Here is a 26,129-nt window from a genome sequence, read left to right as displayed (position 1 = left end):
CCTTATTTACGATTCTTTCGCTCCTCACGTTGTTTACGTAACAGCGTAAATGCTAGATAGAGCATCGATATTCCTAAAAGAAACGATAAGATAGAATAGACGATATTATTAAGTCCATCCCCAAACACCAATAGGAGAAGAAAGACGGGAACAAGAATATAAATTATTTTTTCTGGATTAAGCATGGTGATTCTCCTTCTCTATTTTAATCTCTCTATTATAGCTAACTAAATAAGAAAATGCTCTGTAAAAATGATAAACTATAGACGGAGGTGGACTTTTTGAATATAACATCTTATGAGGTTGAAAAGATAAAGGATCCAACAGGAATTATTGCAGGTGACCGATATGAATTTTTACTAGGCTTTGAGGTTCCGGAGGACGACGAATTATTTGAAGAGGCAAGCTCATTAGACTTACGAGTTATTTTAGCTGTTTTAGATACGGAGTCAAAGATTGTACAATATCATTTCCTTGATCGTAAAGATGGAAAAGTATTAGATTACGGTTTAGAGGAAAGTGAAGAGTCAGTTGTGCTTGCTTTTTGTGTAGAACATTATAGCGAAGTAGAATAAAAAGTGAGGTCGTAAGAAGAAAATCTTACGACCTTTTTATTTTTATAGTTGAAGTAATTTCGTAAATGGCACTTTCCCAATTGTAATAGCATGCGGGTGACAGTTTTATTTGTCCGTATAAACACCAATTATGAAATTGATTCAATTGAAGGACTATTTTGGTAACGTCTTTTCCGGAATCTTGGTTTCCCTTTTAGTTTCCTTCTTATTTGAATTGATGTAAAATTGACAGAGAAGATTTTACAAATAAAAGGTGGCTATTTTGATGGAACTAACAAATTTGATGAATCAACTATCTATAATTGACGTCAAAAATGCTAAAAATATTAATATTACAGGACTTGCTTATAATTCACGTAAGGTGGAGGAAGGACAAGTATTCGTTTGTATAAAAGGCTTTAAGGCGGACGGCCATAAATTTGCTGGACAAGCTGTAGAAAATGGTGCGGTGGCACTCGTAGTAGAGGATTTTATAGACGCTTTAGAAGTACCACAATACAAAGTGGAGGATGCACGTAAAGCTTTAGCTGCACTTGCATCTGCTTACTACGGTCATCCAACACGTAAGCTTAAAACAATAGGTATTACCGCTACTAATGGAAAGACATCTACTTCCTTTATGACTAATGCTATTTTAGAGAATCATGGTCTTAAAACAGGTTTAATGGGAACTGTAGTAGTTAAAATTGGTGATTATGCAGAGCCTTCAGAACTAACCACACCAGAATCTCTCGATTTACAGAGATTTTACGCTAAGATGGTAGACGAAGGTGTAACTCACGCTACAATGGAGGTTTCGTCCTCTGCATTGGAGTTAAATCGTGTAGGCTGTGTCGATTTTGACATAGTGACGTTAAATAATATAAGTAGAGAGCATATTGATTTACATTCATCCTTTGAAAAGTATTTTGAGCACAAATCAAGTTTAATACGTGACGCTGGTGCAGACAAAATAGCAATTTTAAATTTAGATGATGCGTATTCAGCCTCACTAGTAAATAAAACGAAAGCTTCAGTTATTACAATTGGAATAGAAGAACAGTCAGCAGATGTAATATGTAAGGATTTAGACTTATCAACTGGACGAGCGAAATTTACGGTAGAGATTCAAAGAGATTTAGTGGCAGAAGATGTTGTAATTCCTCGTCAACAATTCTCTATTGAACTTTCTACACCTGGATATCATTCTGTTTATAACTCAATGGTAAGTATTGTTGCAGGATTGTTATGTGGAGTTCCTGTTAAGACGATTCAAAAGAGCTTATTTGAGTTTGTAGGGGTGGAGAGACGTTTTGAAATCATTTTTGAAGACGATTTTAAAATAATCGATGATCACTTTGCAAACAGCGGAAATATAGATATAACACTTGGCACGTTAGAAAAAATGGATTTTAATCGTATTTCCCTCGTCTATGCTATTCGTGGGGACAGAGGAGTAATTGTTAATAGAGAAAATGCGGAGGCAATTGCCAAGTGGGCACCAAGATTAGGTATTGATGAGGTAATTGCTACTTTAAGTCGTTCCCATGTTACTCAAAAGGATGTTGTTTCCGACCAAGAGCTTGCCGTATTCAAAGAAGTAATGGATGAAGCAGGTATTACTGTTCGTCTATATGAGGAACTTCCAGAAGCCATCAGTTCTAGTCTAAGAGAAGTTTCCGAAGGAGATTTAGTACTTTTAGGTGGCTGTCAGGGAATGGACTACGGTGCAAAAATTGCACTGGAACAGTTAGAAACCATCCTACCAGATGTAGATAAAAAGAAATTATATCAGCCATTAGAAAAACGTGTAGCTGGTAATTCCTAATTTAAAAGCAGTCCATACATTAAATGTAGGACTGCTTTTCTAATACTATCGTTTTGGGGCGTAATTTAATTGGGTAAATAATTTTTTTCGTTCCTGCTCTGTCAGTTCACGCCATTCTCCAATGGTAAGTCCTTCAATCGAGATATTCATTATACGCACACGTTGAAGTCTCTTTACGGTAAATCCTAGTGCAGAGCACATTCTTCTAATCTGCCGATTCAAACCTTGAGTCAATATAATATTAAATGTGTTAGGACCCATCTTTCTAACTTTACACGGCAATGTTTTAGTCCCAAGAATATTTACTCCTGAAGCCATTTTTTCAATGAATGTATCAGTAATTTTTTCGTTAACTGTAACGATATACTCTTTTTCATGTTTGTTTTCTGAACGTAATATTTCATTTACTATATCTCCATCGTTTGTTAACAAAATCAGACCATCTGAATCCTTATCTAAACGTCCAATATGAAAGATGCGAAGAGGGTGGTTAACAAAGTCTACAATATTTCCTTTTATGTGGCGTTCCGTTGTACTTGTGATTCCAACGGGTTTATTTAAAACGAGATATACTAGAGGCTGTTCGACAACCACCGGCTTATCGTCGACTCGGACATCATCACCGTCCTCCACTTGGCTACCGAGTTCGGCCAATTTCCCGTTAATAGTTACTTTGCCATCTGCAATCCACTTATCCGCTCCACGTCTTGATACTATCCCAGACTCACTTAAGTATTTATTAATACGCATATTCAACACCTACTTTTCTTAGTGGTAATAGTATAACAAATTAGTGAAACCTTTATGGATATTAAACAGTAAAAAAGTAAAGGAGTGAGGAAATTGTTAGATGTACAAAAAATAGAGGCAACTTATAATGAACTGAAAGAGCTTTTGGGGTGGAGTATAGACAAAAGAATAATATTGTCCCTTGCAGGATATTACGCGGCATTGGATAAGGAAATCGATAAGAAAAGGTTCAAGGAAATATCCGAAATTATTAAGAAACGAGTGAGTATGTTCTCTCCTTTACGTTCGCAGCTTCAGCCACTATTTACTGCAACACTGGATGTTAGTGGATTAGAGCCGGAGGAAGCGGTAGATCTGTTGCTAGTAAAAGTCGAGGAACTAAAGAAAAATTCGTTTAAGATGAACAATTACTCATATCTCGCTGCCTTAATGATGTCGGATGAAAAAGAACAATGGGATTATGAGATTAGTCGAGCAAAAGATCTGATGGCAGCTATGAAAGTCCATCATCGCTTTTTGACAGCTAGTGATGATTACCCGTACGCTATGTTCCTAGGTAAGCTGGAAGGGGATACTGCTGTACGCGCAGAAACGATGAATAGATACTATGAGGAGTTAAAAAATCATAAATTCTACCCTGGAAATGAATTGCAGTGGATGTCCCAGGTTCTAACATATACGAATTTACATTTCGATCCAGAAGCGGTGTCAAGGGTCGTAGTTATTAGAGATGGAATGAAAAGTGTAAAGATTAAAGTCTCTACTCCACAGTATCCAATAATCGGTTTTATGGCTGCATTAAAATTGAACGAAAGTGAGCTCATGGACATTGTAGAATCTTATAGAGCATTGACTAGTATGAAGCTATTCTCATGGTATAAGGAATCCGCACTCCCTATTGCATTTGGTTTGTCCTTGAAATCTTCGAAGAATGTGTATGAAACAGCCGCTATATCCATGGCTACTTCTCTTGAAATGCTTATTCAAGCGCAACAGGCAATGATGATTTCTTCCATTGCAGCTACCAGTATCGCGTCTTCATCCAACTCAAATTAAAGAAGAAATGTTATACTAAGTTAATAAGATTTTAAGTAATACTTAAGATCTTATGGAAGTTAATCATCAAGGAGAGATTATTGTGAATACAAATCCAATGAGTCAATCAAGAACCATTCAAACCCATTTAATCTTACCTCCAGACACTAACCACCATGAAACAATATTTGGTGGAAAAGTTTTGGCGTTTATAGACGAAATAGCAGCAATCACCGCTATGAAGCATGCAAAAGGTGCTGTAGTTACTGCTTCTATTGACTCAGTAGACTTTTTATCTTCAGCGAAAGTTGGAGATGTAATTGAACTAGATGCAATTGTATCTTCGACAGGACGCACTTCCATGGAGGTGTATGTACGAGTGACTTCCATGAATCTCCTGACAGGTGCAGAGAAGCTGACAACGGAGTCATTTGTAACAATGGTAGCTGTAGATGAAGAAGGTAAACCAGTTCCGGTGCCGGGCATACATCCTGAAACGGAAGATGAAAAACGTTTATACGAAACGGGTCCAGCAAGACGTGAGCATCGAAGACAACGGTTAAATATGAAATACTAAGAGCAGGTGGGTGGCTGTATGCTAAAGCTAGTCGATGAAAATTATAAGTACCTAATGATTTTATTTCTTGCTATCTATTTAATAAATTCCATTTACTTACATGAGGTAACTATTACATTTACCGTCATTCTACTGGTAATCGTATTAGAATTATTCATACATCGTCACCAGATAAAACAGCTCTCCTACTCACAGCTTGCGATAATGGGAGTTGTTATTATTGCAGGAATTGCAGGTATTGTATATTTGTTGGTGTTGCTTCAAATTTTTATAGAGCCATTTAGTCTACCTTCAGCAGTAGAAACAATACTACTCGTATTGTTTTTAGCGATCGGTCTTTATGTCCTCTGGCAATTCCTAAAAAAATTGTTTAAACGTGCTCTAGAGCATTAGTAAAACCCCTCCAGGATATAATTTTTCTGGAGGGATTTTTGAATGGAAGAATATAAAATTCATTTTGAATAATAAATGGTTGATCTCCACTTTAGGCGGACGCGTTCCGCGGGGTGAGCGATAAACCATCACCGTCGCTTGCGCGTCGTTGTGATGTCTTATCTGTCTCACTCATCCCACTGGAGTCGCCGCCTGCCGCTACAATCAACAAAGTGATTTCATGTGTATAAAATGGATAAAGTAGAAAAGCTTTTTAAGAGTACGGTTTTTTATAATAGACAATAGTTAGATACACCAAAAGCTACTAAATGCGGTGGTAGGAGGGTAAAAGACCATCATCTCCAAAATTTTTACGATAATGATAGAGAATAAGTCTGTCCTCACTGTTTTGAACTTAAAGGACGCTTGCGCTTTTCTTGAAACTATTTAAAGAGATTATCGTAAAATAATAGAGGTGATTAAGATGAAGCACATATATGAACGTACCGCCCAATATGCCAAAATGGGATGCCTAATTGGTTTAGTCATGTACATATCGTTAGTTATAATCTTTAGAGACTCCCTATTAAAGGATTTTGAACTGCATATAACGATGGGGTGGACACTAATTATATTATTTAGCGTAGCCTTCATGTTCCAGCAAGCAGCCAACAAATTACCAATAGAGCAAGAGACAAATACACAACAATTTTCTTCCGAATTTCCATTAAAGGAATTAAACTACCAAAGCGATGTTTCCATTATTCCGAGGAGCTATTTAGTGTCTCATACTGGTGAGAGACTTTATAGCATCAGTCCTACGGAGGAGCAGCCAGTTGTAAGAAGGCTTAATGCATTTCCATTTATCCGAAAGGGAATGTTATTACCGGTTACTTATGATGTTGTAACGATGGACGGTCAATTGGTTAGCAAGTTTACTATTGCGAACAAACTCAAATTTATGCAAATAGAAGTATATGATCATAACCAAGTACATCTTTCAACGGCAGTACTTCCAATTTTTTCAGTAAAAAACAGAGCAATTGTGTTTGATTCAAATCGTGAAAAAACACATCAAATGGAAGCAAAAAGTATGTATGGAGATATAGATATAAACGACTTTAATGGCAAAAGATTAGCATCCTATCGTTTTGGTATGTTTCCTTATGCTACCCACCCGGCTTTTGAGCTACAAGGGATGAATGTTCATGTTTCACTTGCAGAAGGACTTTCAAATATAGAAAAGCTAACCTTTACTGCTTTGTTCTATTATTGGACAGCAAACCAATCTTGATGGCCATAAGTAAAAAGAGAGGTTGAACATGAAATTATCATGATCAACCTCTCTGGCGTTCTTAGTGCGCCTTATAGTTATAAATCGGTTTAATAACTTCCAATACATCTACGGTTTCATCAATATGCGCAAGGATATCCTTCATAGCCTTATATGCAAAAGGAGACTCGTCTACAGTGCTTGAAACGACAGAGGTGCTCCAAATTCCTTCCATAGAAGCTTGGAAGTCCTCCAAAGCTACTTGTTTTCTTGCTTGAGACCTACTCATGAGGCGACCTGCTCCATGGGGGCCAGAATAATTCCATTCGGGATTTCCCTTTCCACGACAGATAAGTGAACCATCGCGCATATTCATTGGAATAATAACTATTTCACCATTCTGTGCAGATATTGCTCCCTTTCGCAAAATCATGTTGTCTAAATCAATATAGTTATGAATGGTGTCAAACTCGGATTGGACACTCCAATTCATCCCTCTACAAATAACGTCAACCATTGTTTTGCGGTTAAAAGCCGCGTACTTCTGGGCAATAGAAAGATCGTATAAATAATCCTTCATATTGTCTCCCTCTACATAAGCAAGGTCCCTTGATACGCTATTACCTAAAGCATCAGATGCTACTTGTTGATAATGCTCAGCAATCTGTTTTCCTAAGTTTCTACTTCCAGAGTGAATCACTAGATAGATACTACCGTCTTCGCCTTCATTGAGTTCTATAAAGTGGTTGCCTCCTCCAAGTGTACCAAGACTCAGCCGTGCGCGTTGCTCATTGATAGGAGCAGATACCTCTTCAAAAGGAATTTCTATAGTATTTCGATGCTCTTTTTGTCGAATGCGAGTTCCGCTCGGTACATTTTTTTTAATAGTCTTATCGAGCTTTGCAAAATCCACTTTTTCTTTCGTTGTATCGAGCTTTGCACATATCATTCCACAGCCTAAATCGACGCCTACAAAGTTTGGAACCACTTTATCGGTAATAGTCATAGTAGTGCCGACTGTGCAACCTTTTCCGGCATGTAAATCGGGCATCATTCTAATTTTAGTATCTTGGAGAAATGGTAGACTACAAAGCTGCTCTACCTGAGATTTGGCTGTGTCTTCTATTGTATCCGTATAAACCACCGCATTATTATGTGTACCTTTAATTTCAATCACGCAATCACCTCAAATAATTTTTAATTTCTAAACAGATTAAACCAGCCCTTGTATTTGAACCAAGCAATCATTCCAGTCGCAATAACTATCATTAAAGCAACCACGGTAAAGTAACCATACTTCCACTCCAATTCAGGCATATTGGAAAAGTTCATGCCATACACTCCGACGATAAACGTTAAAGGGATGAATACAGTAGATACAATGGTTAGTATCATCATAATTCGATTCATCCGACTAGCATTGATCGAATCATAGCTATCCCTTATATCTGCGGTTAGCTCTCGATTTGCTTCTACCATCTCTGTTAGTTTTAGAAGATGATCATAAATGTCATCGAAATATGCCCGTTCCATCTGATTTAAATTAATGCGTTCTGAATACATCACCCGGTATAGCAGATCTCGCATAGGAATGATGGTTCTTCGTAAACGCAATAAGTCACTACGTAGGTCAAATACCTGATCCATAGACAAGTGATTCATATCCATTGATAACTTATCATCTACTTCATTCAAATAATCTTCGATATGGTAAACAATTGGAAAGTAAGTGTCTACCACTTTATCCACAATATTATAAGTGACGAGCATGGTTCCTCTATCCCAACCATTAGAATATAGCTTAATACGCTCTCTCGCATCATTTAACTCTCTCATCGGTGGGAAATGAAAAGTAACTACAAAGTCCTTACCAACGAATAAATTTAACTCCTCTGCCTCCATCAGTTTCTCATTAAAGGTATGAAGGACAAAAAATTCGTGTTGCTCATAGTGATCCATTTTTGGACGTTGAAGCATTAATAAACAGTCTTCAATAGCGAGAGGGTGAAAGTGGAAGAAAGTACTTAAGAGCTTCTCTTCTTCCTTGGTAGGCTCGCCAATATCGACCCAATACCATTCTAGTTGATTCGTTTGTATGTATTCTAATGGAAAATCCATAATTATTTCTTGGCTAGTTGTTCTACCTATCGTCTTTATCATGAGTAAACCACACTTTCAACCAGTTCTTTGTATATTATCTCATAATATCCCTTAAAAAATAAATTAAAACAAAAAATGCCAAGGAATAATCCTGGCATTTTTTTTTGTTTATTTTTTCTTTATTAACTTAGCTTCATCATTTAGTGATTTAAATAGTGATATGATCATAAGTATCATTATGAAAGAAAATGGCAGAGCCGCTATAATGATAGTGTTTTGTAAGGCGGTGAGTCCATTAACCGACAATAAAATAAGTGCAACGGTTGATTGAATAACGCCCCATGTAAGTTTAACGCTATTAGGTGGCGTTAGTGAACCATTGGTCGACTGCATACCGAGAACAAATGTTGCAGAGTCTGCAGATGTGATAAAGAAAGATGCGATTAACAAAATTGCAAATAGAGAAATGATTAAAGAGAATGGCATTGTATTAAACATTTCAAAAATAGTCAATTCTGTCGGAAGACTTGCTAAATCTGCAAGGCCTTTCTTTTGTAAATCAATCGCTGTTGTACCAAAAGATGAGAACCAAATGGCGCTCAAAAGAGTGGGTACGACTAGTACTCCGAGCATAAATTCACGAATGGTTCTTCCTTTAGAAACGCGGGCAATGAACATACTAACAAATGGTGCCCACGAAATCCACCAAGCCCAGTAGAATATTGTCCACATATCTAACCATTCTCTGTTGGAAGAATCTAGTGGAGCAGTACTGAAGCTCATTTGAACAATATTTGATAAGTAACCACCAAATGAATCCGTGAACATGTTCAAGATTAGTAAGGTTGGTCCTAAAACAATTACAAAAACTAAAAGAGCAATAGCTAGGACTAAGTTAAGATTGGAAAGATATTTAATGCCCTTACTTAGGCCAGACCATGCAGATCCTATGAATAAGACAGTAACAACCGCAATAATGACAAATTGTGAGAAGATGCCCATTTCAACACCAAATAAATAGTTAAGACCTCCGTTAATTTGAACAGCGCCGAAGCCAAGGGAAGTTGCTACTCCAAATGCTGTAGCAAAAACAGCTAGCACATCGACAAGGACGCCCCAAGGACCTTCCATTTTTTTGCCGAAGATTGGCTTCAGCGTTGATGAAATTAATCCCGGTTCCCCTTTGCGGAACTGGAAGTAAGCAAGAGATAAGGCAACTACTCCATACATAGCCCATACATGGAATCCCCAATGGAAAAAGGATTGTCGTAAGGCTTCTTTAAATGCAGCATTCGTATTAGGGTCTTCAGTGGCAGGACTAGTTGCGAAGTGAGATAGAGGTTCAGCGGCTCCGTAGAAGACAAGTCCGATTCCCATACCTGCTGAAAATAGCATGGCAAGCCAAGATATTAAACTGAAATCTGGTCGATCGGTATCCTTCCCTAATCGTATTTTCCCGTAGGGACTGAAGATAAAAAAGATGCTAATTAATACCATAACGGACATGAGTAGCATGTAATACCAACCAAATGTTGTGGAAACAAATGTTTTAGCACGAGTAGTAATAGCCTCAAAACTCTCGGGAGCTAGGGCTCCATACCCGACGGCCAAAATGATAAGGCCTATTGTAATATAAAATACTTTTGAAATATTCTTCATGTTTCCTCCTTTTAAAATCAACTAAGTTAAGTGTAATACTATACTAAGATAAAGTTGTTTAATCAACCCATATACCCAAAATCATCGTATTGTTTATATTTATAGCCATTTTTTAATATAATTAAACATTTAAACTAGTTATTTTGTATGAAATATAAAAAGTTTAAATTATTTGAATAAAATAACTATTTTATTGACAGCTTAGCTGATTAAATTTAATCTAATTTTAACCAATATATATTAATAGTTATAAAAAGCCTACATATTGCTAAATTCTAGGGGTCATAGGTCTTAAAGAAGAAGCGAGATTATAACATGGATGTGTAAACCTCTTCTTATTTAAATAGGGGTGTAGTTTTGTTTCAACAATCTTACATAAAGGAGAAATGAACAAATGTCATTAGAACTGCTGCAGGCTTTAAAAGTATTAAAAGAAAAACAATGGGTAGATCTTACACATACTTTCGGTCCCAACTCCCCACATTTTTCAGCATTTGATGCTGCAGAAATAAAAACATTGTTTAACCATGATGACGGTTTTTTTGCCCAAGCTTTTACATTTGCAGGTCAGTATGGAACACATATTGATGCTCCAATTCACTTTGTAAGAGACACTCGTTATTTAGAGGAACTAGAATTAAAAGAACTGGTCCTTCCTTTAGTGGTAATTGACAAGTCTCAGGAAGCGAAGGAGGACAATAATTATACTTTAACAAAAGAAGATATTATATCGTTTGAAGAAGAGCATGGGGAAATTGAAGAGGGTGCGTTTGTAGCGCTTAGAACAGATTGGAGCAAGCGCTGGCCAGATGTAGAAGCGTTTAATAATAAGGATATGGAGGGGAATAATCGAGCTCCAGGATGGGGAATAAAAGCATTAAAATTTTTGTTTGAGCAAAGAAAAATTAAAGCTATTGGTCATGAAACATTTGACACTGACTCGGCAATTGATTATCAAAGAAACGGAACATTACTAGGAGAATACTACGTGCTAGAAAGGGATACATATCAAATCGAACTGTTAACGAACTTGGATAAGATCCCTGCCAAAGGTTCAGTGATTTTTAATATAGTACCAAAACCTGAAAAAGCATCTGGATTTCCCGTAAGGTCCTTTGCCATTTTACCTTAAGCATAGTAAAAAAAGAATGTCTTTAAAAAAAGGCATTCTTTTTTTATTGGGCATTGAGGTGTTTGTCTAGGTTGTCTGCCACTTTCTTGCATCTATTAGTATAAGTGCAAGAGGAGGTGAAAATAATGAATAATCACCATATGTGTCATTCGTGCGGCCAAACAAAAGGTTGGGGTCAATCATGTGGTTGCCGACGACAATTACCAGCAGCGGAACCGATTGTTTGTCCACCACAATATCGTGTTAGTGACTCTTTCGTACCAAGAATGCAGCCAGTCATTCAACCAATTGTAAATGTCAATAGAGAGCACATCGTAAATGTTCCTCAATATTTCGTTACAGAGTCAAATGAAACCGTAGTAGTACCAGGAGTTCAACAAGCATACCCTGTTAACAACCCATCCCAAGGGGGATCCCATCGAGGATTTTTCTCTAGATTCCGTTAAAAGCTATAGAAGTGTAGCGTCGACTTAACCAGCTTAGTGTCTATATTTATCGAATATTGCAAATGCCCTTAATATGAGGTGCATTTGCTTTTTTATTTTATATAAATCCGCCAATTGATAGCAAAAACGAGATGTTGTAATTTTCCGTATATTTTGATAAAGTGATGTTTACCAATAGAAAAATAGAGTTGAAGGTTGGGGGAAGAAGAGATGAAGTTATTTATATCAGTTGATATGGAGGGCATAACAGGCCTGCCGGATTACACATTTGTGGAATCGAACAAGCATAATTACGAAAGAGCGAGACGAATAATGACACAGGAAGCCAATGCTATTGTAGAAGGGGCTCTTTCTACAGGTGTTAAAGAGGTACTGGTTAATGATAGTCATTCCAAAATGAATAATCTTTTAGTGGAGGAGTTACATCCAGAGGCATCTTTGATAACCGGAGATTTAAAGCCATATTCTATGGTTCAATCTTTAGATGAAAGCTACATAGGAGCAGTTTTTGCTGGATACCATTCTAGAGCTGGACAACCAGGTGTCATGAGTCATTCTATGATTTTTGGAGTTCGAAATATGTACATCAATGATGTAGTGATAGGAGAGCTTGGTCTTAATGCATACGTGGCTGGTTATTATGGAGTTCCTGTCATTATGGTTGCTGGAGATGACGGAGCTTGTAGAGAGGCGGAGGCTCTCATTCCAGGTATTATAACAGCTGCGGTAAAACAATCTATATCTAGGTCTGCTGTTAAAACCCTACACCCTCAAAAGTCGCAAGCTCTTCTTAAAGAAAAAGTGGCAGAGGCTATTAAGAAAAGAGATGAAATACTACCACTTATACCACCAGAACAACCTGTTTTAAAAATTGAATTTACTAATTATGGACAAGCGGAGTGGGCAGCACTAATGCCAGGATGTGAAATCATAGAAGGAACAACAATTGTAAAATTTGAAGCAAAAGACATTCTAGAAGCATATCGTGCAATGCTTGTCATGGTAGAGCTAGCAATGCAAACCAAATTCTGTTAGGAGGAAGCCTTCCGTGACAAAGTATATTATTAAGCGTTTTTTAATGATGATTGCAACAATCCTCATCATTGCAACTCTAACATTTGCATTAATGCACACGATACCGGGCTCTCCATTTGATGGAGAAAGAACTTCTAATCCTACTATTCAAGCAAACTTAGAAAAGTTTTATAAGCTAGATCAACCGATGTATGTGCAGTATTTAAACTATTTAAAATCGATTGTAACGTTTGATTTTGGACCATCCATTAAGAAACCAAATGAATCGGTAAACGAACTGTTGGCAAGGGGATTTCCAATTTCCTTTGAACTGGGTATGTCGACTATTTTAGTTGCATTATTGTCAGGTGTTCTTTTAGGTACATTGGCAGCCCTCCGGCATAACGGTATTATTGATTATTTAGCAATGACCTTTGCTGTTATTGGTATATCAGTTCCTAACTTTGTTTTGGCCACTTTGTTGATTCAACAGGTGGCGGTAAATTGGGAACTGTTGCCTCCAGCTACTTGGAGTAGTCCGTTGCATATGATTCTTCCAACTCTAGCATTAGCCACAGGTCCTACAGCAATTATTGCTCGTTTAACGCGTTCCAGCATGCTAGAAGTGTTAACACAGGATTATATCAAAATGGCTAGAGCTAAAGGACTTTCACCAGCTAGAATTGTTTTTCGACATGCCTTAAGGAATGCCTTAATGCCTGTTGTAACGATTATGGGTACAATGCTGGCAGGTATTTTGACAGGTACTTTTGTAATCGAACGCATTTTTGCTATTCCGGGAATGGGAAAATATTTTGTGGAAAGCATTAACAATCGAGACTATCCCGTAATTATGGGAACTACAGTATTTTATAGCGCATTCTTAGTATTTATGCTCTTTTTAGTAGATATTGTTTACGGAGTACTAGATCCACGTATTAAATTACATCGTAAAGAGGGGGATGCATAATGACTAAAACGCAAGAGATAGTATCCCCGGTGGAAATAAAGGATGAATGGTTCCGTCCTAAAGAAAAGTCAGACGGAGAGGCGGAATCCGTTGTAAGACCTTCCTTATCCTATTGGAAGGATGCTTGGAGAAGGTTAAAGAAAAATAAGCTGGCAATGGGTGGTCTTTTCTTTTTAATCCTTTTAACTCTGTTTGCTATTTTTGGACCAATTTTTTCCCCATATTCTATGGATGAGATGAATTATCCAATGCAAAATCAAGGACCATCGGCAGAGCACTGGTTTGGAACAGATGAAGCAGGACGAGATGTTTTTACAAGGACGTGGTATGGTGCACGAGTTTCCTTATTTGTAGGGGTAATGGCTGCATTGATCGACTTCTTTATAGGTGTAATTTATGGTGGTTTTAGTGGTTATAAGGGTGGAAGAGCCGATGCGATAATGATGCGCATCATTGAAGTGCTTTATGGTCTACCGCATTTATTGGTAGTTATTTTATTGATGGTAGTTATGGGGCCAAGCCTTACAACTATTATCGTTGCGTTAACTGTAACCGGCTGGGTAGGTATGGCTAGGATCGTACGGGGCCAAGTTTTACAGATTAAAAACTACGAATTTGTAACTGCATCCAAATCCTTTGGTGCAAAAAGCTCTAGAATCATTCGTAAAAATTTGTTACCAAACACAATGGGGCCGATTATAGTACAAATGACTCTTACGGTTCCGAGTGCTATATTCGCCGAAGCATTTCTTAGCTTTTTAGGGTTAGGCGTATCTGCACCAGCTGCCAGTTGGGGGGTAATGGCAAACGATGCACTACCTGTAATTTTATCTGGTCATTGGTGGAGACTGTTTTTCCCTGCATTCTTTATCTCTGTGACGATGTTTGCATTTAACGTATTAGGGGACGGCTTACAAGATGCCCTTGATCCAAAGCTTAGGAGGTAAGAATGGATGAATGAACATCAATTAGATCATGCAAAGGAACTTGCTCGAGGGAAAGTGGATGAGGTAGCAGTATCTTTACAATCTGATGACTCACTAGTGAGTCGGAATGGTAAAAAAGAAAGAAAAAAAATTACAGACGAGAAAATTTTACAGGTTAATAACCTACAAGTTTCCTTTAAAACATATGGTGGAGAAGTAGAAGCAGTAAGAGGGGTCAATTTTGATCTTTACAAGGGTGAGACGTTGGCAATCGTAGGCGAATCTGGCTGTGGGAAAAGTGTCACCTCTAATGCAATTATGGGATTGATACCTGAACCAGCCGGAAGGATTAAGAATGGTAGTATTTTGTTTAAAGGGAAGGCGTTAACAAAGCTCAGCAAATCTGAACTAAGAAAAATCCAAGGTATAGACATATCTATGATTTTTCAAGACCCTATGACTGCGTTAAACCCAACGCTCACTATTGGTGAGCAGTTAACGGAAGGTTTGCGCACCCATAAAAAAATTGGGAAGCATGAAGCAAAATTAAAGGCAATTGAAATGCTTAACCTAGTAGGCATACCAAATCCAATAGAACGGTTAAAGCAATATCCTCACCAATTTTCAGGAGGGATGAGGCAGCGTATTGTTATTGCAATTGCTTTAATTTGTGATCCAGAACTCCTTATAGCAGATGAGCCAACGACCGCTTTAGACGTAACTATACAAGCACAAATATTGGAACTTTTTGAGGAAATTCAAAGGAAAACGGATATTTCCATTATTTTAATCACACATGATTTGGGTGTTGTGGCTAAAATTGCAGACCGCATTGCGGTAATGTACGCTGGTAAAATTGTGGAGATAGGTGATAAAAGAGAAATTTTTTACACTCCACAGCACCCCTATACACAAGGGCTTCTCAATTCTGTTCCACGGTTAGATTTAATGGAGGAGGAGCTACAACCAATAGATGGAACACCACCGGATCTTTTCGCTCCACCAACTGGCTGTCCATTTACTGCTCGTTGCAAATTTGCAATGGAAGTGTGTGATCATGTTTATCCATACACTAGTAAGCTATCAGATGCTCATGCAGTAGATTGTTGGCTTCAGGATGAGAGAGCAAAAGTATTACAAGTACAAAAGTAAAACAGGATGAGGGCGCGCAAGTGCATTCACATATAGAAAACAAAGGGGGAAAATAGGATGAAGAAATGGCTTTCATTATTAATTATGGCTTTGTTTGTTCTTGTGTTAAGCGCGTGTACAGCCAATGAAGAGGCTGGGAAAACACCGACTGAGACAGAGCCGACTACAAAGACAGAAGGTGAAGGAAAAGAAGAACCTGTAGCGGAAACGGAAAAAGTGCTTAAGCTAAACAACGGAAACGAACCTACGTCATTTGATCCATCAGTAGGGTTTGATGCGGTATCTTGGAGCGCATTAAACAATTTGATGGAAGGCCTTGTAAGACTAAATAAGGACCATCAAGCAGAAGAAGCTACAGCTGAAAAGATTGACGTATCAGAGGATGGTTTAACATATACATTTACAATTCGTGAGAATGCAAAATGGTCAAATGGAGATCCTGTCGTAGCAGGTGATTTTGTTTATGGCTGGTTGCATATGTTAAATCCAGAAACTGCTTCTCCAGCAGCATTCTTAGCTTACTTCATTGAAGGGGCAGAAGCTTACAATAATGGAGAAGGAGCAGCTGACACGGTTGCTATTAAAGCAGTTAGCGAGAAAGTATTTGAAGTTAAACTTGCTGCGCCAACAGAGACATTCTTAAATATTATTACAAATCCAAGCTTCTTCCCTGTAAATGAGAAGGCAGCTACAGAAAACCCTGAATGGTTTACAGAAGCAGAATCATTTGTAGGAAATGGTCCATTTAAATTAGCTAGCTGGGATCACGATGTAAGCTTTACTTTTGAGAAAAATGAGAACTATTGGGATGCAGATACTGTTAAGCTAGACAAGGTTGAGTGGGCAATGATTGATGATTCTAATACGGAGTATCAAATGTATAAAACTGGTGATTTAGACGTTTCAGGTGTACCATCTGAACTTGCAGATCAATTGTTGAACGATCCGGAGTTAAAAAATGAAGACCAAGCAGGTCTGTATTTCTATCGTTTCAACGTTTCTATGGAACCTTTTACAAACAAAAAAATTCGCCAGGCGTTCGGTATGGCTGTTGACCAACAAGAAATAGTAGAATTCGTAACAAAAAATGGTGAAAAAGCAGCAGAAGGATTTGTTCCTTACGGATTTATTGGTCCAGATGGCAAGGAATTTAGAGAGACTGCTGGAAAGCTCATTCAACATGATGCTGAAAAAGCAAAAGCACTTTTAGAAGAAGGTATGAAAGAGGAAGGATACAATGAACTTCCAACAGTAACCTTAACTTATTCAACTAGTGATACTCATAAGAAAATTGCAGAAGCACTTCAAAGTAAGTTCAAAGAAGTTCTTGGAGTGGAAATAGCCCTACAAAATGTAGAGGCAAGCGTGTTTGCTTCAGAACAAAAAGAGTTTAAATATATGTTATCACGCTCTTCGTTCTTATTTGACTATGCAGACCCTGTTAATGCATTAGAAAGCTTTATTACTGGTTCTTCTATGAACCGTACTACTTGGTCTAACCCAGAATTTGATAAATTAATAGCGGATATCAAAAATGAAACAGACCCGCAAAAACGTTGGGATATGCTGATTCAAGCTGATAAATTCCTTATGGAAGAAATGCCGGTTGTTCCTATTCACTATTACAACCAAGTCACGCTTGAGAAGTCCAATGTCAAAGGAATTGTTAGACATCCAGTTGGATACATGGATTTAAAATGGGCAGATAAAGAATAAATAAAGATTTATTCCCTAAAAAAAGATGCGGCACTTTTACGAGTGCCGCCCCTTTTCTTTATAAACAAAGGAGATTATACATATGAAAATAAGACCAAAACGATTAAAAAAAGGGGACACAATTGGGGTTATTGCTCCAGCTAGTCCACCTAATATAGATCAACTGAATCGCTCCCTATCGTTTTTAGAGGAATTAGGATTATCTTATAGGATGGGAAAAAGTGTAGAACAAGTTAATGGGTATCTAGCGGGCACAGACGAAGAGCGACTAGAAGATTTACATGAGATGTTCGCGGACCCAAATATAGACGGTATTATATGTGCTTGTGGAGGCTATGGTACAGCAAGGTATGCTGACCAAATAGATTATCAACTAATGAATGAAAACCCTAAAGTTTTCTGGGGTTACTCAGACATTACATATTTACATACTAGCATGAATTTATACTCTGATATCGTTACATTTCATGGCCCTATGTTAGCGTCAGACGTTGGAAAAAGTACATTTAGTGATTTATCTAAAAAAATGTTTCTTCAATTATTCCAGCCAATGGAGCTACATTATACAGAGGATATATCTCCTCTATCAGTTGTTTCGCCTGGAGTCGCTAGAGGAGAACTTGTAGGCGGTAATTTATCACTTCTTGCAAGTGGGATAGGGACTAAATATGAAGTTGATACTCAAGGGAAGCTGTTATTAATAGAGGATATTGGAGAAGAGCCTTACAAGGTGGACGGTATGCTCAATCAACTAAGGTTAGCGGGTAAGCTAAACGCGGCAGCTGGGTTTGTCATTGGAGATTTCTGTGATGCGGAGCCTAAGAGAGGAAAAAAATCATTAACGATGGATGAAGTTTTTAATCATTATTTAGGGGATTTAGGGAAGCCAGCATTAAAAGGTTTTCTGATTGGTCATTGTCAGCCGCACTTTGCAATTCCTTTAGGAGTGGAAGCGGTACTGAATACGGAGAATTTGACGCTAGCAATATTACCTGGAGTTGAGTAAGGGGGAGTCACGAGTGAAAATACAATCTATTGAGACATTTTATGTGGCAGTGCCACTGACAAAACCTTTTAAAACCGCACTTCGTACGGTCACTACTGCTTATTCCATAGTCGTGAAGGTAACTACCGAGGAAGGAAGAGTGGGCTTTGGGGAGGCTCCTCCAACACATGTAATTACTGGTGATTCTTTGGAAAGTATTCGTTACGCTATAAACGAAGTAATATCCCCACAAGTAATTGGGCTTTCTTTATTAGAGAAAGAGTTAATCTTTCAAAGAATTCATAAAGCTATTGTCAGAAATTCGAGTGCTAAAGCTGCTGTTGATATGGCTATCTTTGATCTCTTGGGTCAATATGCGAAACTACCACTATACCAGTACTTAGGAGGATATCGAAACAAGCTGATTACTGATTTTACAGTAAGCGTTAATGATCCTATTGAGATGGCAGAGGATGCCTATCGTTATGTTGGTCAAGGTTTTCAAACGTTAAAGGTGAAAGTTGGAATAGGTACAATTCAAGAAGACATTAATCGTATTCAGGCTATTAGGAAGCGAGTAGGGAAAGAAATTAAAATTAGATTAGATGCCAATCAGGGCTGGAATGCAAAAGAAGCAGTCCGTGCTATCGGAACAATGGAAGACGCAGGGCTAAATATTGAATTTGTTGAGCAACCAGTATCTTCAGATGATATAGAGGGCTTAAAATACGTAACTGAAAGAACAATCACTCCTATTATGGCGGATGAAAGTGTTTTCTCTGTATATGATGCCAAACGTGTGTTAGACATGCGTGCTGCTGACATGATTAATATTAAATTAATGAAATCTGGCGGTATTCATCAAGCTATAAAGATTAATGCATTAGCAGAGGCAAGTGGAGTTATATGTATGGTAGGCAGCATGATCGAAACTAAATTAGGCATAACAGCAGCTGCTCATTTCGCAGCAAGCCAACCAAATGTTCAATTCTATGATTTCGATGCTCCATTAATGCTTGCAGAGGACATAGTCACTGGTGGTGTAATCTATCAAGCTAGCAGCATGACATTTTCAGAAGGCTATGGATTAGGGATTGAGAGCATAAAAACGGAGGGGGAGAAGCAATGACGTTAGTAAGTAATCATTGGATTTGTGCAGTAAAGGTAGCAACTGTTTGGACAGAGCCTGCTTCTGCTAGAGAAGTAGACAGTCCAGGAATTTCAAATCCTGTTCAGTTAGGAGAGTGGCTAGAAGCTCTTCCATACAAGGAACGTCTTGCTTTATGTGATGAAAATCGTGTTCAAACCCAACTCCTCTATGGTGAGCCGGTTATTGTGGATGAGATAAGTGACGGTTGGGCTAAAATTATCGCAGTGTGGCAACCATCTAAAAAAGATGTAAGAGGATATCCTGGTTGGGTGCCTTTAGTCCAATTAAAAGAAGTAACTGAGGTCGAAAATAAAGGCATTGTCCGAGTGAAGGATAGTAAAACTCAGCTATGGGATATGGAAGAGAAACCCCTACTTGTTCTACCATTTAATGCAATCCTTCCTGTTATATCGGAAACAAGTAGCTATTATAAGGTTCAAGCTCCAAATGGAGAGACATTGCTCCGAAAAGAAAATGTACAATTTGCAGAGTCTATTGAGCAACTACCAAAACTTCCACCAGAGGAAGCGGTGAAGCTGGGAGAATTATATTTAGATTTACCTTATTTATGGGGAGGAATGTCCCCATACGGCTATGATTGTTCTGGTTTTTCATACAATATGTTAAAGGCGTGTGGCTATTTGATCCCTCGTGACGCAAGTGATCAGGCCATAAAAGGAAAAGAAGTGTCGAAGGCTGACCCCTCTTTATGGAAAAGAGGAGATTTGTTGTTTTTTGCAAATGATGAAGGAACTGGACCCGTGCGACATGTTGGGTTTTACTATGGGAACGGCCAATTATTACATTCGCCTTCGACAGGTAAGTCGGTGGAGATTTTAGTATTAGAAGGCTCAAAATTAGAAAAAGAGATATGTGCAGTAAGAAGATATGACGGTTAGGGGGGAAACATATGACGGAGAATGTTCTATTATCTGTAAAGGATTTAAAACGTCATTTTGAGGTAGGTCAGGGCAGTACATTAAGAGCAGTTGACGGTATTAGCTTTGAAATTTTCAAGGGAGAAACATTTGGCCTAGTTGGGGAATCAGGCTGTGGAAAATCTACTGCTGGTCGCACTATTTTAGGTTTGTATAACCGAACAGAGGGAGATGTGCTGTTCGAAGAGAAAAATGTACATGAAATGAACGATAAAGAACGCAAAAATTATTTAAAGAAAATGCAAATGATATTCCAAGATCCCTATGCATCCTTAAATCCAAGGTCTACTGTTTTAGAAATTATCGCTGAGCCTATGGAAATTCATAAACTATATAACTCTAAAAAAGAGGTAAAAGAAAGGGTTTATGAATTGTTAGAGGATGTTGGTCTTAATCGTGATCATGCCAATCGATATCCCCATGAATTCTCTGGAGGGCAGAGACAACGTATTGGAATTGCTCGAGCCCTTGCTTTAGATCCGGAATTTATCATAGCAGATGAACCAATATCAGCATTGGATGTTTCGGTACAAGCCCAGGTAGTAAAATTATTACAGCGCCTTCAAAAAGAAAAAGGCTTGACCTACTTATTTATAGCGCATGACTTGTCTATGGTTAAATATATTTCTGATCGTATCGGTGTAATGTATTTAGGGCATATGGTTGAGCTGACAACAAGTAGCCAATTATACGATAGCCCATTACATCCTTACACTCAGGCATTGTTGTCCGCTATCCCAATTCCAGATCCGGATATCGAAGAATCTCGTCAACGAATTATCCTTCAAGGTGAGTTGCCAAGTCCGATCAATCCACCGTCAGGCTGTGTATTCCGCACTCGCTGCCCGCACGCTATGGCAATATGTTCAGAGAAAAAGCCGATTTGGCAAGAGCAAGAGCCGGGTCACTTTGTAGCATGTCATCTTTATAATTGATATTTTAAAAACCACCAGTCTAATTAACATTGGATTGGTGTTTTTTATTTACTGAGAACTATATAAATTATTACCCACAAGCTATAGACCTTTAAGTTTAGCGAAGTTGAGCAGATCAAAAAGATCTTTTAAAGAAAAATTTAATTTTATATATAGGAGTTTGTTCTTCATCCAACATTTATAATGTTGTGGATTGAAGCGACAGGGGACGACTCCAGTGGGGTGATGACTTATCGCTTCCTACGCGGAAAGCGTCCGTATAAAGCGGAAAACCACCATACTTGTTCCAAGTTTTACTTTTTTAGAAATATAAAAAGGTGCTGGAGCTTTTCTATTTTTTTCAAAGTGGTGATCTAGCTTTACAAACATTATCCCTTGATATCAAATAGAAAGGGCTATGGTTGACGGAATCTGCCTTTCATTCTTTCAACCTTTCATACGCTATTCCCATGAAAGGAATTAAATTGAAAATTTGTTTGACTCTATGTTAAATCCTAGTGTATTATGTAACTAATACACTAGGATGGTGAGGATGAAATATGAGTCAATGGAAAGGCTTGATTTGGAAAGAATGGATGGCGTATAAATCCTTGCTTTTAATTGGATTACTTATTAACGTACTGGTAGTACTAATGGGCCCATATTTGTTAAAGGTAATCTTCGGAATAGATTTTAGTTTAGGGAATGTACTGCTTGTTTTATCATCGATTTGGGTTTTGGGGCACATTATAGGAATGCCTATTTTATTCTTTGCAAGCTTAGAAAAGGATATGAAACGTTCGGACATGTGGTTTCATTCAAATGCATCTATGTATAAGCTGCTTGGGGCAAAGCTATTTGCATTTTTTGTATTCACCTTTATATCACTTTTAGTTGTCATAATAACTGCAATGATTGGTTATTGGCTTTTCCAACCCTTAGAGAATATTAGTATGGTATGGATTATGAAATTAGAGGTATATTTTTTATTTACTTCAGCTTTTGCAGCACTTACTTTTACAATCGGAATCTTGTTTACTTGGGTGATTGGCCGACTTTTAAGACCAATCAATAAAGCATTATCTAATATAGTATCTATCGTCTTCTTTTTCTTTGCATTCCATAACTACGCAAAATTTACAGAAAGTAAGCTATATGAAACACTAACTAGCTATTGGAAAGTAAACCTACCTGAGATGAATGTAGGAGAAATTAGCTCCAAAGATTTTTATATGTTTTTAGAGGTTACGGATCACTTTTACGTAGGACAAATTATATTGGAATTTGTTGTTTTTACATGCTTATTTATAATCTCAACATTTGTTTTACAAAGGAAAGTGAGAGGATACACCTATGATTGATTTTCTTCCGGATAAGCCCATCTATCAACAAATCATGGAGAAAATTTTTGGGGATTTATTAAAGGGAAACGTGAAGCCTGGAGATCGTTTACCTTCGGTAAGAGAATATGCACTAGAATTCGGTGTTAATGCCAATACAATGCAACGTGTCTATAAGGAGTTGGAGTTGTTGCACCTAACAGAGACCAAACGAGGGCAGGGGACGTTCGTGACTGAGGATATGCAAAGATTAGAAGAGCTAAGAGAAGAAATGAAGCAGACGCTAGTAACTACATTTCTTCATCAAATGGAGTCATTTGGATTTACAGAAGAGGAGATTATTGTCCAATTATCCTCCCGTAAAAGAGGTGAGTTGAATTGATTGATATAAATGGGTTAACTAAGAGGTATGGAGGCAAAATAGCGGTAAATGATGTAACAATTTCTTTTGCTAAAGGTAAAATAATTGGTTTAGTCGGTGAAAATGGAAGTGGGAAATCTACACTTTTAAAGCTGATGGCAGGGGTATTGCTTACTAAAAGTGGGTCCATTCAAATTGATGGAGAGCCTGTGTCATATCTCGTAGCTAAAAAAATAGCATATTTACCAGACGCGGATGACGTTTTTCCATATTTCACAGTGAAACAGCTATTTCGATTCTATGATTCTCAGTTCGATGATTTTAGTTATGATAAGGCTTGTATCGTAGCTGATTTTTTACAGCTAGATATACATGCCCCTTTAAAAAAATTATCAAAGGGAAATCGAGGGCGAGCAAAAATTGCCGCTACACTAGGGAGAGAGGTAGATTATTATCTGCTAGATGAGCCTCTTTCTGGCTTAGACCCAATGGTAAGACAGTCTATAATAAGAGGGTTTATACAGTTTATAGATATAGAGACACAGTCTATAATTTTATCTACTCACGAGCTGAAGGATATGGAACCAATTTTAGATGAAATTGTCGTGATGCGTGAGGGCTCGGTTATTGCTCATGAGTTGGTCGAAGATATAAGAGAATCACAAAGAAAAGATATTACGTCTTGGATGACCAACTTATTCCAAGAACAAAGAGAGAACGAGTTAGAAGCAGCAAAGTCGTATTAAATTTCCAAGAAAAATATAAATGGAATTTTATAGAACTTATTTAGTTTATAGACGTATACCTTAATAAGAACAAAATTATTGATAAGGAAGGTGAATTAAATGGAGAGAAAACCAATAGTAAGACTACAAAATCTTACTAAAGTAATCGGGAAAAAGAAAATTATTGATGATCTTACATTAGATTTATATCCTGGACAAATAACAGGATTTTTAGGGCCGAATGGAGCTGGGAAAACAACCACTATTCGAATGATGACAGGTCTTATGGAGCCGACATCAGGAGAGGTATTTATAGAGGGGAAGCCTATTTCAGAGAATTTTGAGGAGTCCATGAGCAAGGTCGGGGTGATTGTAGAAAACCCTGAAATGTATAAATATATGAGTGGGTATAAGAATTTAGTTCATTTTGCACGAATGAATAAGAATATAACCAAGGAACGCATTGACGAAGTGATTGCTCAGGTAGGACTTCAAAAGCGTATTAACGAAAAGGTATCTACTTATTCTCTAGGAATGAGACAGCGTCTAGGTTTAGCGCAGGCTATCTTACATAAGCCTAAATTTCTCATTTTAGATGAGCCTACCAATGGACTAGATCCTGCAGGTATTCGTGAATTTCGTATGTATTTAAGAAAAATAGCAGTAGAGCAAGGTGTGTCTATCTTTGTTTCAAGTCATCTGCTCGCTGAGATAGAGTTAATGTGCGATAGAATTGCAGTGATTCAAAATGGGAAGCTCTTATCTATTAAAGAGGTAAATGAACAGCAAAAATCTCATTATTACATTGAAGCATCAAATCAAGAAAAGGTAGTAGATTTCTTTAATTATAAGGAAATCACCTTTGAGTCTTTAGGAACTGGCTATGTAATCCCTCTAAACAAAGAAGAAGTTCCTGCTTTTGTTGCAGAAATGATTACAAATGATTTACAAATCTATTCCGTAACACCACATAGAAAAACATTAGAAGATCAATTCTTAGAAATTACAGGAGGTGGGCAAATTGCTGAATCTCGTACGAAATGAGTGGTTAAAGCTTTGGACTAAAAAATCAACATGGGTAATGACTATATTGCTCGTGTTGTTAATGCTTGCTTCGGCTGGTCTTGTAAAATGGGTCTATTCAATAGATATTTCACAGAGTAGTGAAGGAGAAACTATTACTGTAGAAGAGATGACTGCCATTTCTGAGGGTCCTGAACTAACTAAATATAGAACTGATAATAATTTGTCTCCTATCGTTGATGATAGTGCACAAGGGTTTATCAGCGGTCTTCCAAATATGATGTCCGTTGTCACATTATTTACGGTAGTAGTGGCTGGTGGAATAGTAGCTTCTGAATTTTCCCAAGGAACAATTAAAATGTTACTAACGAGACCAATGAAGCGATGGAAAATTCTAACGTCTAAACTAATCACAGTTGGTCTATTTGCAATTATGATGTCGATAGTTCTTCTTGTTTCGGGAATAATCTTTGGATACATTTTCTTTGATAATATTCCAGGTACGCAGTTAGAGCTAGTCGATGGCAAGGTAGTGGAGGTTTCGTACTGGGGCAGATTATTGCTTTTAACTGCTCTGTCTTTAGTAAATGTATTTGTAATTGGATCCTTAGCTTTTATGATTGGCTCAGTGTTCCGCTCTAGCTCATTAGCAATTGGAATATCTATTTTCCTAATGTTTGCAGGAGTACAAGTAACTCAAATTCTTGCAATGCTGGACTTTGAATTTCCGAAATACATTATATTTGCCAATACAAATTTAAGTCAATTTATCGGAACAAATACACCGCTAATAGAAAGCATGACCTTAAGTTTTTCTATTATAATAATTGTCGTGTATCTGTTAATATTCCTAGTAACAAGCTACTGGTCATTTACAAAACGTGATGTAACGGCGTAATTGCCTATTGCATATTTCAAAAACTTGTAGTATTCTGAATTTAACTTAAGGAAAGGAGTGAGGCATTATGGCTATTGTATATAACACAAAACGAATCAGTAAGTTCATGATGTCCCACTCTGTAATTTTCTAAATGTAGGCTGAATAGGTATTGGTTTGATTGTAAACAGACAATCGAGCTTATTTCTCCATACTTTTTGAAATTTCTTTACTAATGATCGGGAAACCATGATTGCTGATTCGTGCAATCATGGTTTTTTTGTTGCCCAGTATTTCGCCGAATAAAAAATG

At 37.5% G+C, this 26,129-nt stretch carries 27 protein-coding genes; 22 read left to right on the top strand and 5 right to left on the bottom strand.

Annotated features, from left to right (window positions below):
• Positions 1-2: 2 nt before the first annotated feature.
• The gene (locus tag MHB55_RS20880; protein WP_144540072.1) at positions 3-185 is read right to left on the bottom strand and encodes a hypothetical protein; all 183 of its coding nucleotides are present in this window, start codon (positions 183-185) and stop codon (positions 3-5) included.
• A 96-nt stretch (positions 186-281) separates the two neighbouring features.
• Here MHB55_RS20880 and MHB55_RS20875 point away from each other — a divergent pair, with 96 nt between their 5' ends.
• Both MHB55_RS20875 and MHB55_RS20870 read left to right on the top strand, forming a co-directional pair.
• A complete protein-coding gene (locus MHB55_RS20875) occupies positions 282-575 on the top strand; it encodes a DUF6509 family protein (RefSeq protein ID WP_154312049.1) in 294 nt (97 codons plus the stop codon).
• 265 nt (positions 576-840) lie between these two features.
• Positions 841-2,382: a Mur ligase family protein gene (locus MHB55_RS20870; RefSeq protein ID WP_340863919.1), complete on the top strand. Its 1,542-nt coding sequence runs from the start codon at positions 841-843 to the stop codon at positions 2,380-2,382.
• Between the two features lie 45 nt (positions 2,383-2,427).
• Here the strand turns inward: MHB55_RS20870 and rluF are convergent, their stop codons facing one another.
• Complete coding sequence (gene rluF / locus MHB55_RS20865) at positions 2,428-3,132, bottom strand: 23S rRNA pseudouridine(2604) synthase RluF (RefSeq protein WP_340863918.1); 705 nt, start codon at positions 3,130-3,132, stop codon at positions 2,428-2,430.
• 93 nt (positions 3,133-3,225) lie between these two features.
• Between rluF and MHB55_RS20860 the strand changes: the two genes are divergently transcribed.
• From MHB55_RS20860 to MHB55_RS20845, 4 genes are all read left to right on the top strand, one after another.
• Positions 3,226-4,188 (top strand): DUF4003 family protein, encoded by a 963-nt coding sequence (locus MHB55_RS20860; RefSeq protein WP_191697374.1) that lies wholly within the window; start codon positions 3,226-3,228, stop codon positions 4,186-4,188.
• 52 nt (positions 4,189-4,240) lie between these two features.
• Positions 4,241-4,744, top strand: coding sequence for an acyl-CoA thioesterase (locus MHB55_RS20855; RefSeq protein WP_144540869.1), 504 nt, complete (start codon positions 4,241-4,243; stop codon positions 4,742-4,744).
• Positions 4,745-4,762: 18 nt separating this feature from the next.
• The gene (locus MHB55_RS20850) at positions 4,763-5,137 is read left to right on the top strand and encodes a hypothetical protein (RefSeq protein ID WP_151112008.1); all 375 of its coding nucleotides are present in this window, start codon (positions 4,763-4,765) and stop codon (positions 5,135-5,137) included.
• A gap of 463 nt (positions 5,138-5,600) precedes the next feature.
• Positions 5,601-6,410, top strand: a complete 810-nt coding sequence (locus MHB55_RS20845) for a hypothetical protein (RefSeq protein WP_340863917.1) — start codon at positions 5,601-5,603, stop codon at positions 6,408-6,410.
• A gap of 61 nt (positions 6,411-6,471) precedes the next feature.
• On the opposite strand, the gene MHB55_RS20840 is transcribed toward MHB55_RS20845, so the two are convergent.
• The 3 genes from MHB55_RS20840 to MHB55_RS20830 form a co-directional block, all read right to left on the bottom strand.
• Positions 6,472-7,566 (bottom strand): RtcB family protein, encoded by a 1,095-nt coding sequence (locus tag MHB55_RS20840; protein ID WP_191697376.1) that lies wholly within the window; start codon positions 7,564-7,566, stop codon positions 6,472-6,474.
• A 20-nt stretch (positions 7,567-7,586) separates the two neighbouring features.
• A complete protein-coding gene (gene corA / locus MHB55_RS20835; protein WP_144540875.1) occupies positions 7,587-8,549 on the bottom strand; it encodes a magnesium/cobalt transporter CorA in 963 nt (320 codons plus the stop codon).
• Between the two features lie 108 nt (positions 8,550-8,657).
• Positions 8,658-10,148 carry a glycine betaine uptake BCCT transporter gene (locus MHB55_RS20830; RefSeq protein ID WP_151112010.1) on the bottom strand — a complete coding sequence of 497 codons (1,491 nt, stop codon included), beginning with the start codon at positions 10,146-10,148 and terminating at the stop codon, positions 8,658-8,660.
• Between the two features lie 394 nt (positions 10,149-10,542).
• Between MHB55_RS20830 and MHB55_RS20825 the strand changes: the two genes are divergently transcribed.
• From MHB55_RS20825 to MHB55_RS20750, 16 genes are all read left to right on the top strand, one after another.
• Positions 10,543-11,280: a cyclase family protein gene (locus MHB55_RS20825; RefSeq protein WP_340863916.1), complete on the top strand. Its 738-nt coding sequence runs from the start codon at positions 10,543-10,545 to the stop codon at positions 11,278-11,280.
• 125 nt (positions 11,281-11,405) lie between these two features.
• A complete protein-coding gene (locus MHB55_RS20820) occupies positions 11,406-11,726 on the top strand; it encodes a hypothetical protein (protein ID WP_151112014.1) in 321 nt (106 codons plus the stop codon).
• Positions 11,727-11,936: 210 nt separating this feature from the next.
• Complete coding sequence (locus tag MHB55_RS20815; protein ID WP_340863915.1) at positions 11,937-12,761, top strand: M55 family metallopeptidase; 825 nt, start codon at positions 11,937-11,939, stop codon at positions 12,759-12,761.
• 13 nt (positions 12,762-12,774) lie between these two features.
• A complete protein-coding gene (locus tag MHB55_RS20810; RefSeq protein WP_154312054.1) occupies positions 12,775-13,710 on the top strand; it encodes an ABC transporter permease in 936 nt (311 codons plus the stop codon).
• On the top strand, positions 13,710-14,657 hold the full coding sequence (locus MHB55_RS20805) for an ABC transporter permease (protein ID WP_154312055.1): 948 nt from the start codon (positions 13,710-13,712) through the stop codon (positions 14,655-14,657). The genes MHB55_RS20810 and MHB55_RS20805 overlap by 1 nt, the downstream gene beginning before the upstream one ends.
• A gap of 6 nt (positions 14,658-14,663) precedes the next feature.
• Positions 14,664-15,788: an ABC transporter ATP-binding protein gene (locus MHB55_RS20800; protein WP_144540889.1), complete on the top strand. Its 1,125-nt coding sequence runs from the start codon at positions 14,664-14,666 to the stop codon at positions 15,786-15,788.
• 57 nt (positions 15,789-15,845) lie between these two features.
• A complete protein-coding gene (locus tag MHB55_RS20795; protein WP_340863914.1) occupies positions 15,846-17,504 on the top strand; it encodes a peptide ABC transporter substrate-binding protein in 1,659 nt (552 codons plus the stop codon).
• A gap of 82 nt (positions 17,505-17,586) precedes the next feature.
• Positions 17,587-18,510, top strand: coding sequence for a S66 peptidase family protein (locus MHB55_RS20790; protein WP_340863913.1), 924 nt, complete (start codon positions 17,587-17,589; stop codon positions 18,508-18,510).
• A gap of 13 nt (positions 18,511-18,523) precedes the next feature.
• Positions 18,524-19,618: a mandelate racemase/muconate lactonizing enzyme family protein gene (locus MHB55_RS20785; protein ID WP_154312059.1), complete on the top strand. Its 1,095-nt coding sequence runs from the start codon at positions 18,524-18,526 to the stop codon at positions 19,616-19,618.
• Positions 19,615-20,538 carry a C40 family peptidase gene (locus MHB55_RS20780; protein ID WP_340863912.1) on the top strand — a complete coding sequence of 308 codons (924 nt, stop codon included), beginning with the start codon at positions 19,615-19,617 and terminating at the stop codon, positions 20,536-20,538. The genes MHB55_RS20785 and MHB55_RS20780 overlap by 4 nt, the downstream gene beginning before the upstream one ends.
• Positions 20,539-20,549: 11 nt before the next feature.
• Positions 20,550-21,512, top strand: coding sequence for an ABC transporter ATP-binding protein (locus tag MHB55_RS20775; RefSeq protein ID WP_151112020.1), 963 nt, complete (start codon positions 20,550-20,552; stop codon positions 21,510-21,512).
• A 539-nt stretch (positions 21,513-22,051) separates the two neighbouring features.
• Positions 22,052-22,852 (top strand): hypothetical protein, encoded by an 801-nt coding sequence (locus MHB55_RS20770; protein ID WP_340863911.1) that lies wholly within the window; start codon positions 22,052-22,054, stop codon positions 22,850-22,852.
• Entirely contained in the window at positions 22,845-23,213 is a 369-nt protein-coding gene (locus MHB55_RS20765) for a GntR family transcriptional regulator (protein WP_144540902.1), read from the top strand. Before MHB55_RS20770 ends, MHB55_RS20765 begins: the two co-directional genes overlap by 8 nt.
• Complete coding sequence (locus tag MHB55_RS20760; RefSeq protein ID WP_144540904.1) at positions 23,210-23,938, top strand: ATP-binding cassette domain-containing protein; 729 nt, start codon at positions 23,210-23,212, stop codon at positions 23,936-23,938. The genes MHB55_RS20765 and MHB55_RS20760 overlap by 4 nt, the downstream gene beginning before the upstream one ends.
• A 99-nt stretch (positions 23,939-24,037) precedes the next feature.
• On the top strand, positions 24,038-24,961 hold the full coding sequence (locus MHB55_RS20755; RefSeq protein ID WP_144540906.1) for an ABC transporter ATP-binding protein: 924 nt from the start codon (positions 24,038-24,040) through the stop codon (positions 24,959-24,961).
• A complete protein-coding gene (locus tag MHB55_RS20750) occupies positions 24,939-25,838 on the top strand; it encodes an ABC transporter permease (protein ID WP_144540909.1) in 900 nt (299 codons plus the stop codon). Before MHB55_RS20755 ends, MHB55_RS20750 begins: the two co-directional genes overlap by 23 nt.
• Positions 25,839-26,129: the final 291 nt, after the last annotated feature.

Source organism: Psychrobacillus sp. FSL K6-1267, from assembly GCF_038003265.1.
In the GTDB taxonomy this organism is placed as follows: Bacteria; Bacillota; Bacilli; order Bacillales_A; family Planococcaceae; genus Psychrobacillus; species Psychrobacillus faecigallinarum.
Note: the sequence above shows the minus strand (reverse complement) of the source record. Positions and strands in the feature narration are given on the sequence as shown.

Excerpts from the sequence above, each read along its gene's own strand:
- MHB55_RS20870 (WP_340863919.1), top strand. The coding sequence starts at position 841 with ATGGAACTAACAAATTTGATGAATCAACTATCTATAATTGACGTCAAA.
- MHB55_RS20790 (WP_340863913.1), top strand. The coding sequence starts at position 17,587 with ATGAAAATAAGACCAAAACGATTAAAAAAAGGGGACACAATTGGGGTT.
- MHB55_RS20825 (WP_340863916.1), top strand. The coding sequence starts at position 10,543 with ATGTCATTAGAACTGCTGCAGGCTTTAAAAGTATTAAAAGAAAAACAA.
- MHB55_RS20820 (WP_151112014.1), top strand. The coding sequence starts at position 11,406 with ATGAATAATCACCATATGTGTCATTCGTGCGGCCAAACAAAAGGTTGG.
- MHB55_RS20765 (WP_144540902.1), top strand. The coding sequence starts at position 22,845 with ATGATTGATTTTCTTCCGGATAAGCCCATCTATCAACAAATCATGGAG.
- MHB55_RS20795 (WP_340863914.1), top strand. The coding sequence starts at position 15,846 with ATGAAGAAATGGCTTTCATTATTAATTATGGCTTTGTTTGTTCTTGTG.
- MHB55_RS20855 (WP_144540869.1), top strand. The coding sequence starts at position 4,241 with ATGGAAGTTAATCATCAAGGAGAGATTATTGTGAATACAAATCCAATG.
- MHB55_RS20780 (WP_340863912.1), top strand. The coding sequence starts at position 19,615 with ATGACGTTAGTAAGTAATCATTGGATTTGTGCAGTAAAGGTAGCAACT.
- MHB55_RS20880 (WP_144540072.1), bottom strand. The coding sequence starts at position 185 with ATGCTTAATCCAGAAAAAATAATTTATATTCTTGTTCCCGTCTTTCTT.
- MHB55_RS20805 (WP_154312055.1), top strand. The coding sequence starts at position 13,710 with ATGACTAAAACGCAAGAGATAGTATCCCCGGTGGAAATAAAGGATGAA.
- MHB55_RS20830 (WP_151112010.1), bottom strand. The coding sequence starts at position 10,148 with ATGAAGAATATTTCAAAAGTATTTTATATTACAATAGGCCTTATCATT.
- MHB55_RS20800 (WP_144540889.1), top strand. The coding sequence starts at position 14,664 with ATGAATGAACATCAATTAGATCATGCAAAGGAACTTGCTCGAGGGAAA.
- MHB55_RS20775 (WP_151112020.1), top strand. The coding sequence starts at position 20,550 with ATGACGGAGAATGTTCTATTATCTGTAAAGGATTTAAAACGTCATTTT.
- MHB55_RS20755 (WP_144540906.1), top strand. The coding sequence starts at position 24,038 with ATGGAGAGAAAACCAATAGTAAGACTACAAAATCTTACTAAAGTAATC.
- MHB55_RS20770 (WP_340863911.1), top strand. The coding sequence starts at position 22,052 with ATGAGTCAATGGAAAGGCTTGATTTGGAAAGAATGGATGGCGTATAAA.
- MHB55_RS20850 (WP_151112008.1), top strand. The coding sequence starts at position 4,763 with ATGCTAAAGCTAGTCGATGAAAATTATAAGTACCTAATGATTTTATTT.
- MHB55_RS20815 (WP_340863915.1), top strand. The coding sequence starts at position 11,937 with ATGAAGTTATTTATATCAGTTGATATGGAGGGCATAACAGGCCTGCCG.
- corA (WP_144540875.1), bottom strand. The coding sequence starts at position 8,549 with ATGATAAAGACGATAGGTAGAACAACTAGCCAAGAAATAATTATGGAT.
- MHB55_RS20845 (WP_340863917.1), top strand. The coding sequence starts at position 5,601 with ATGAAGCACATATATGAACGTACCGCCCAATATGCCAAAATGGGATGC.
- rluF (WP_340863918.1), bottom strand. The coding sequence starts at position 3,132 with ATGCGTATTAATAAATACTTAAGTGAGTCTGGGATAGTATCAAGACGT.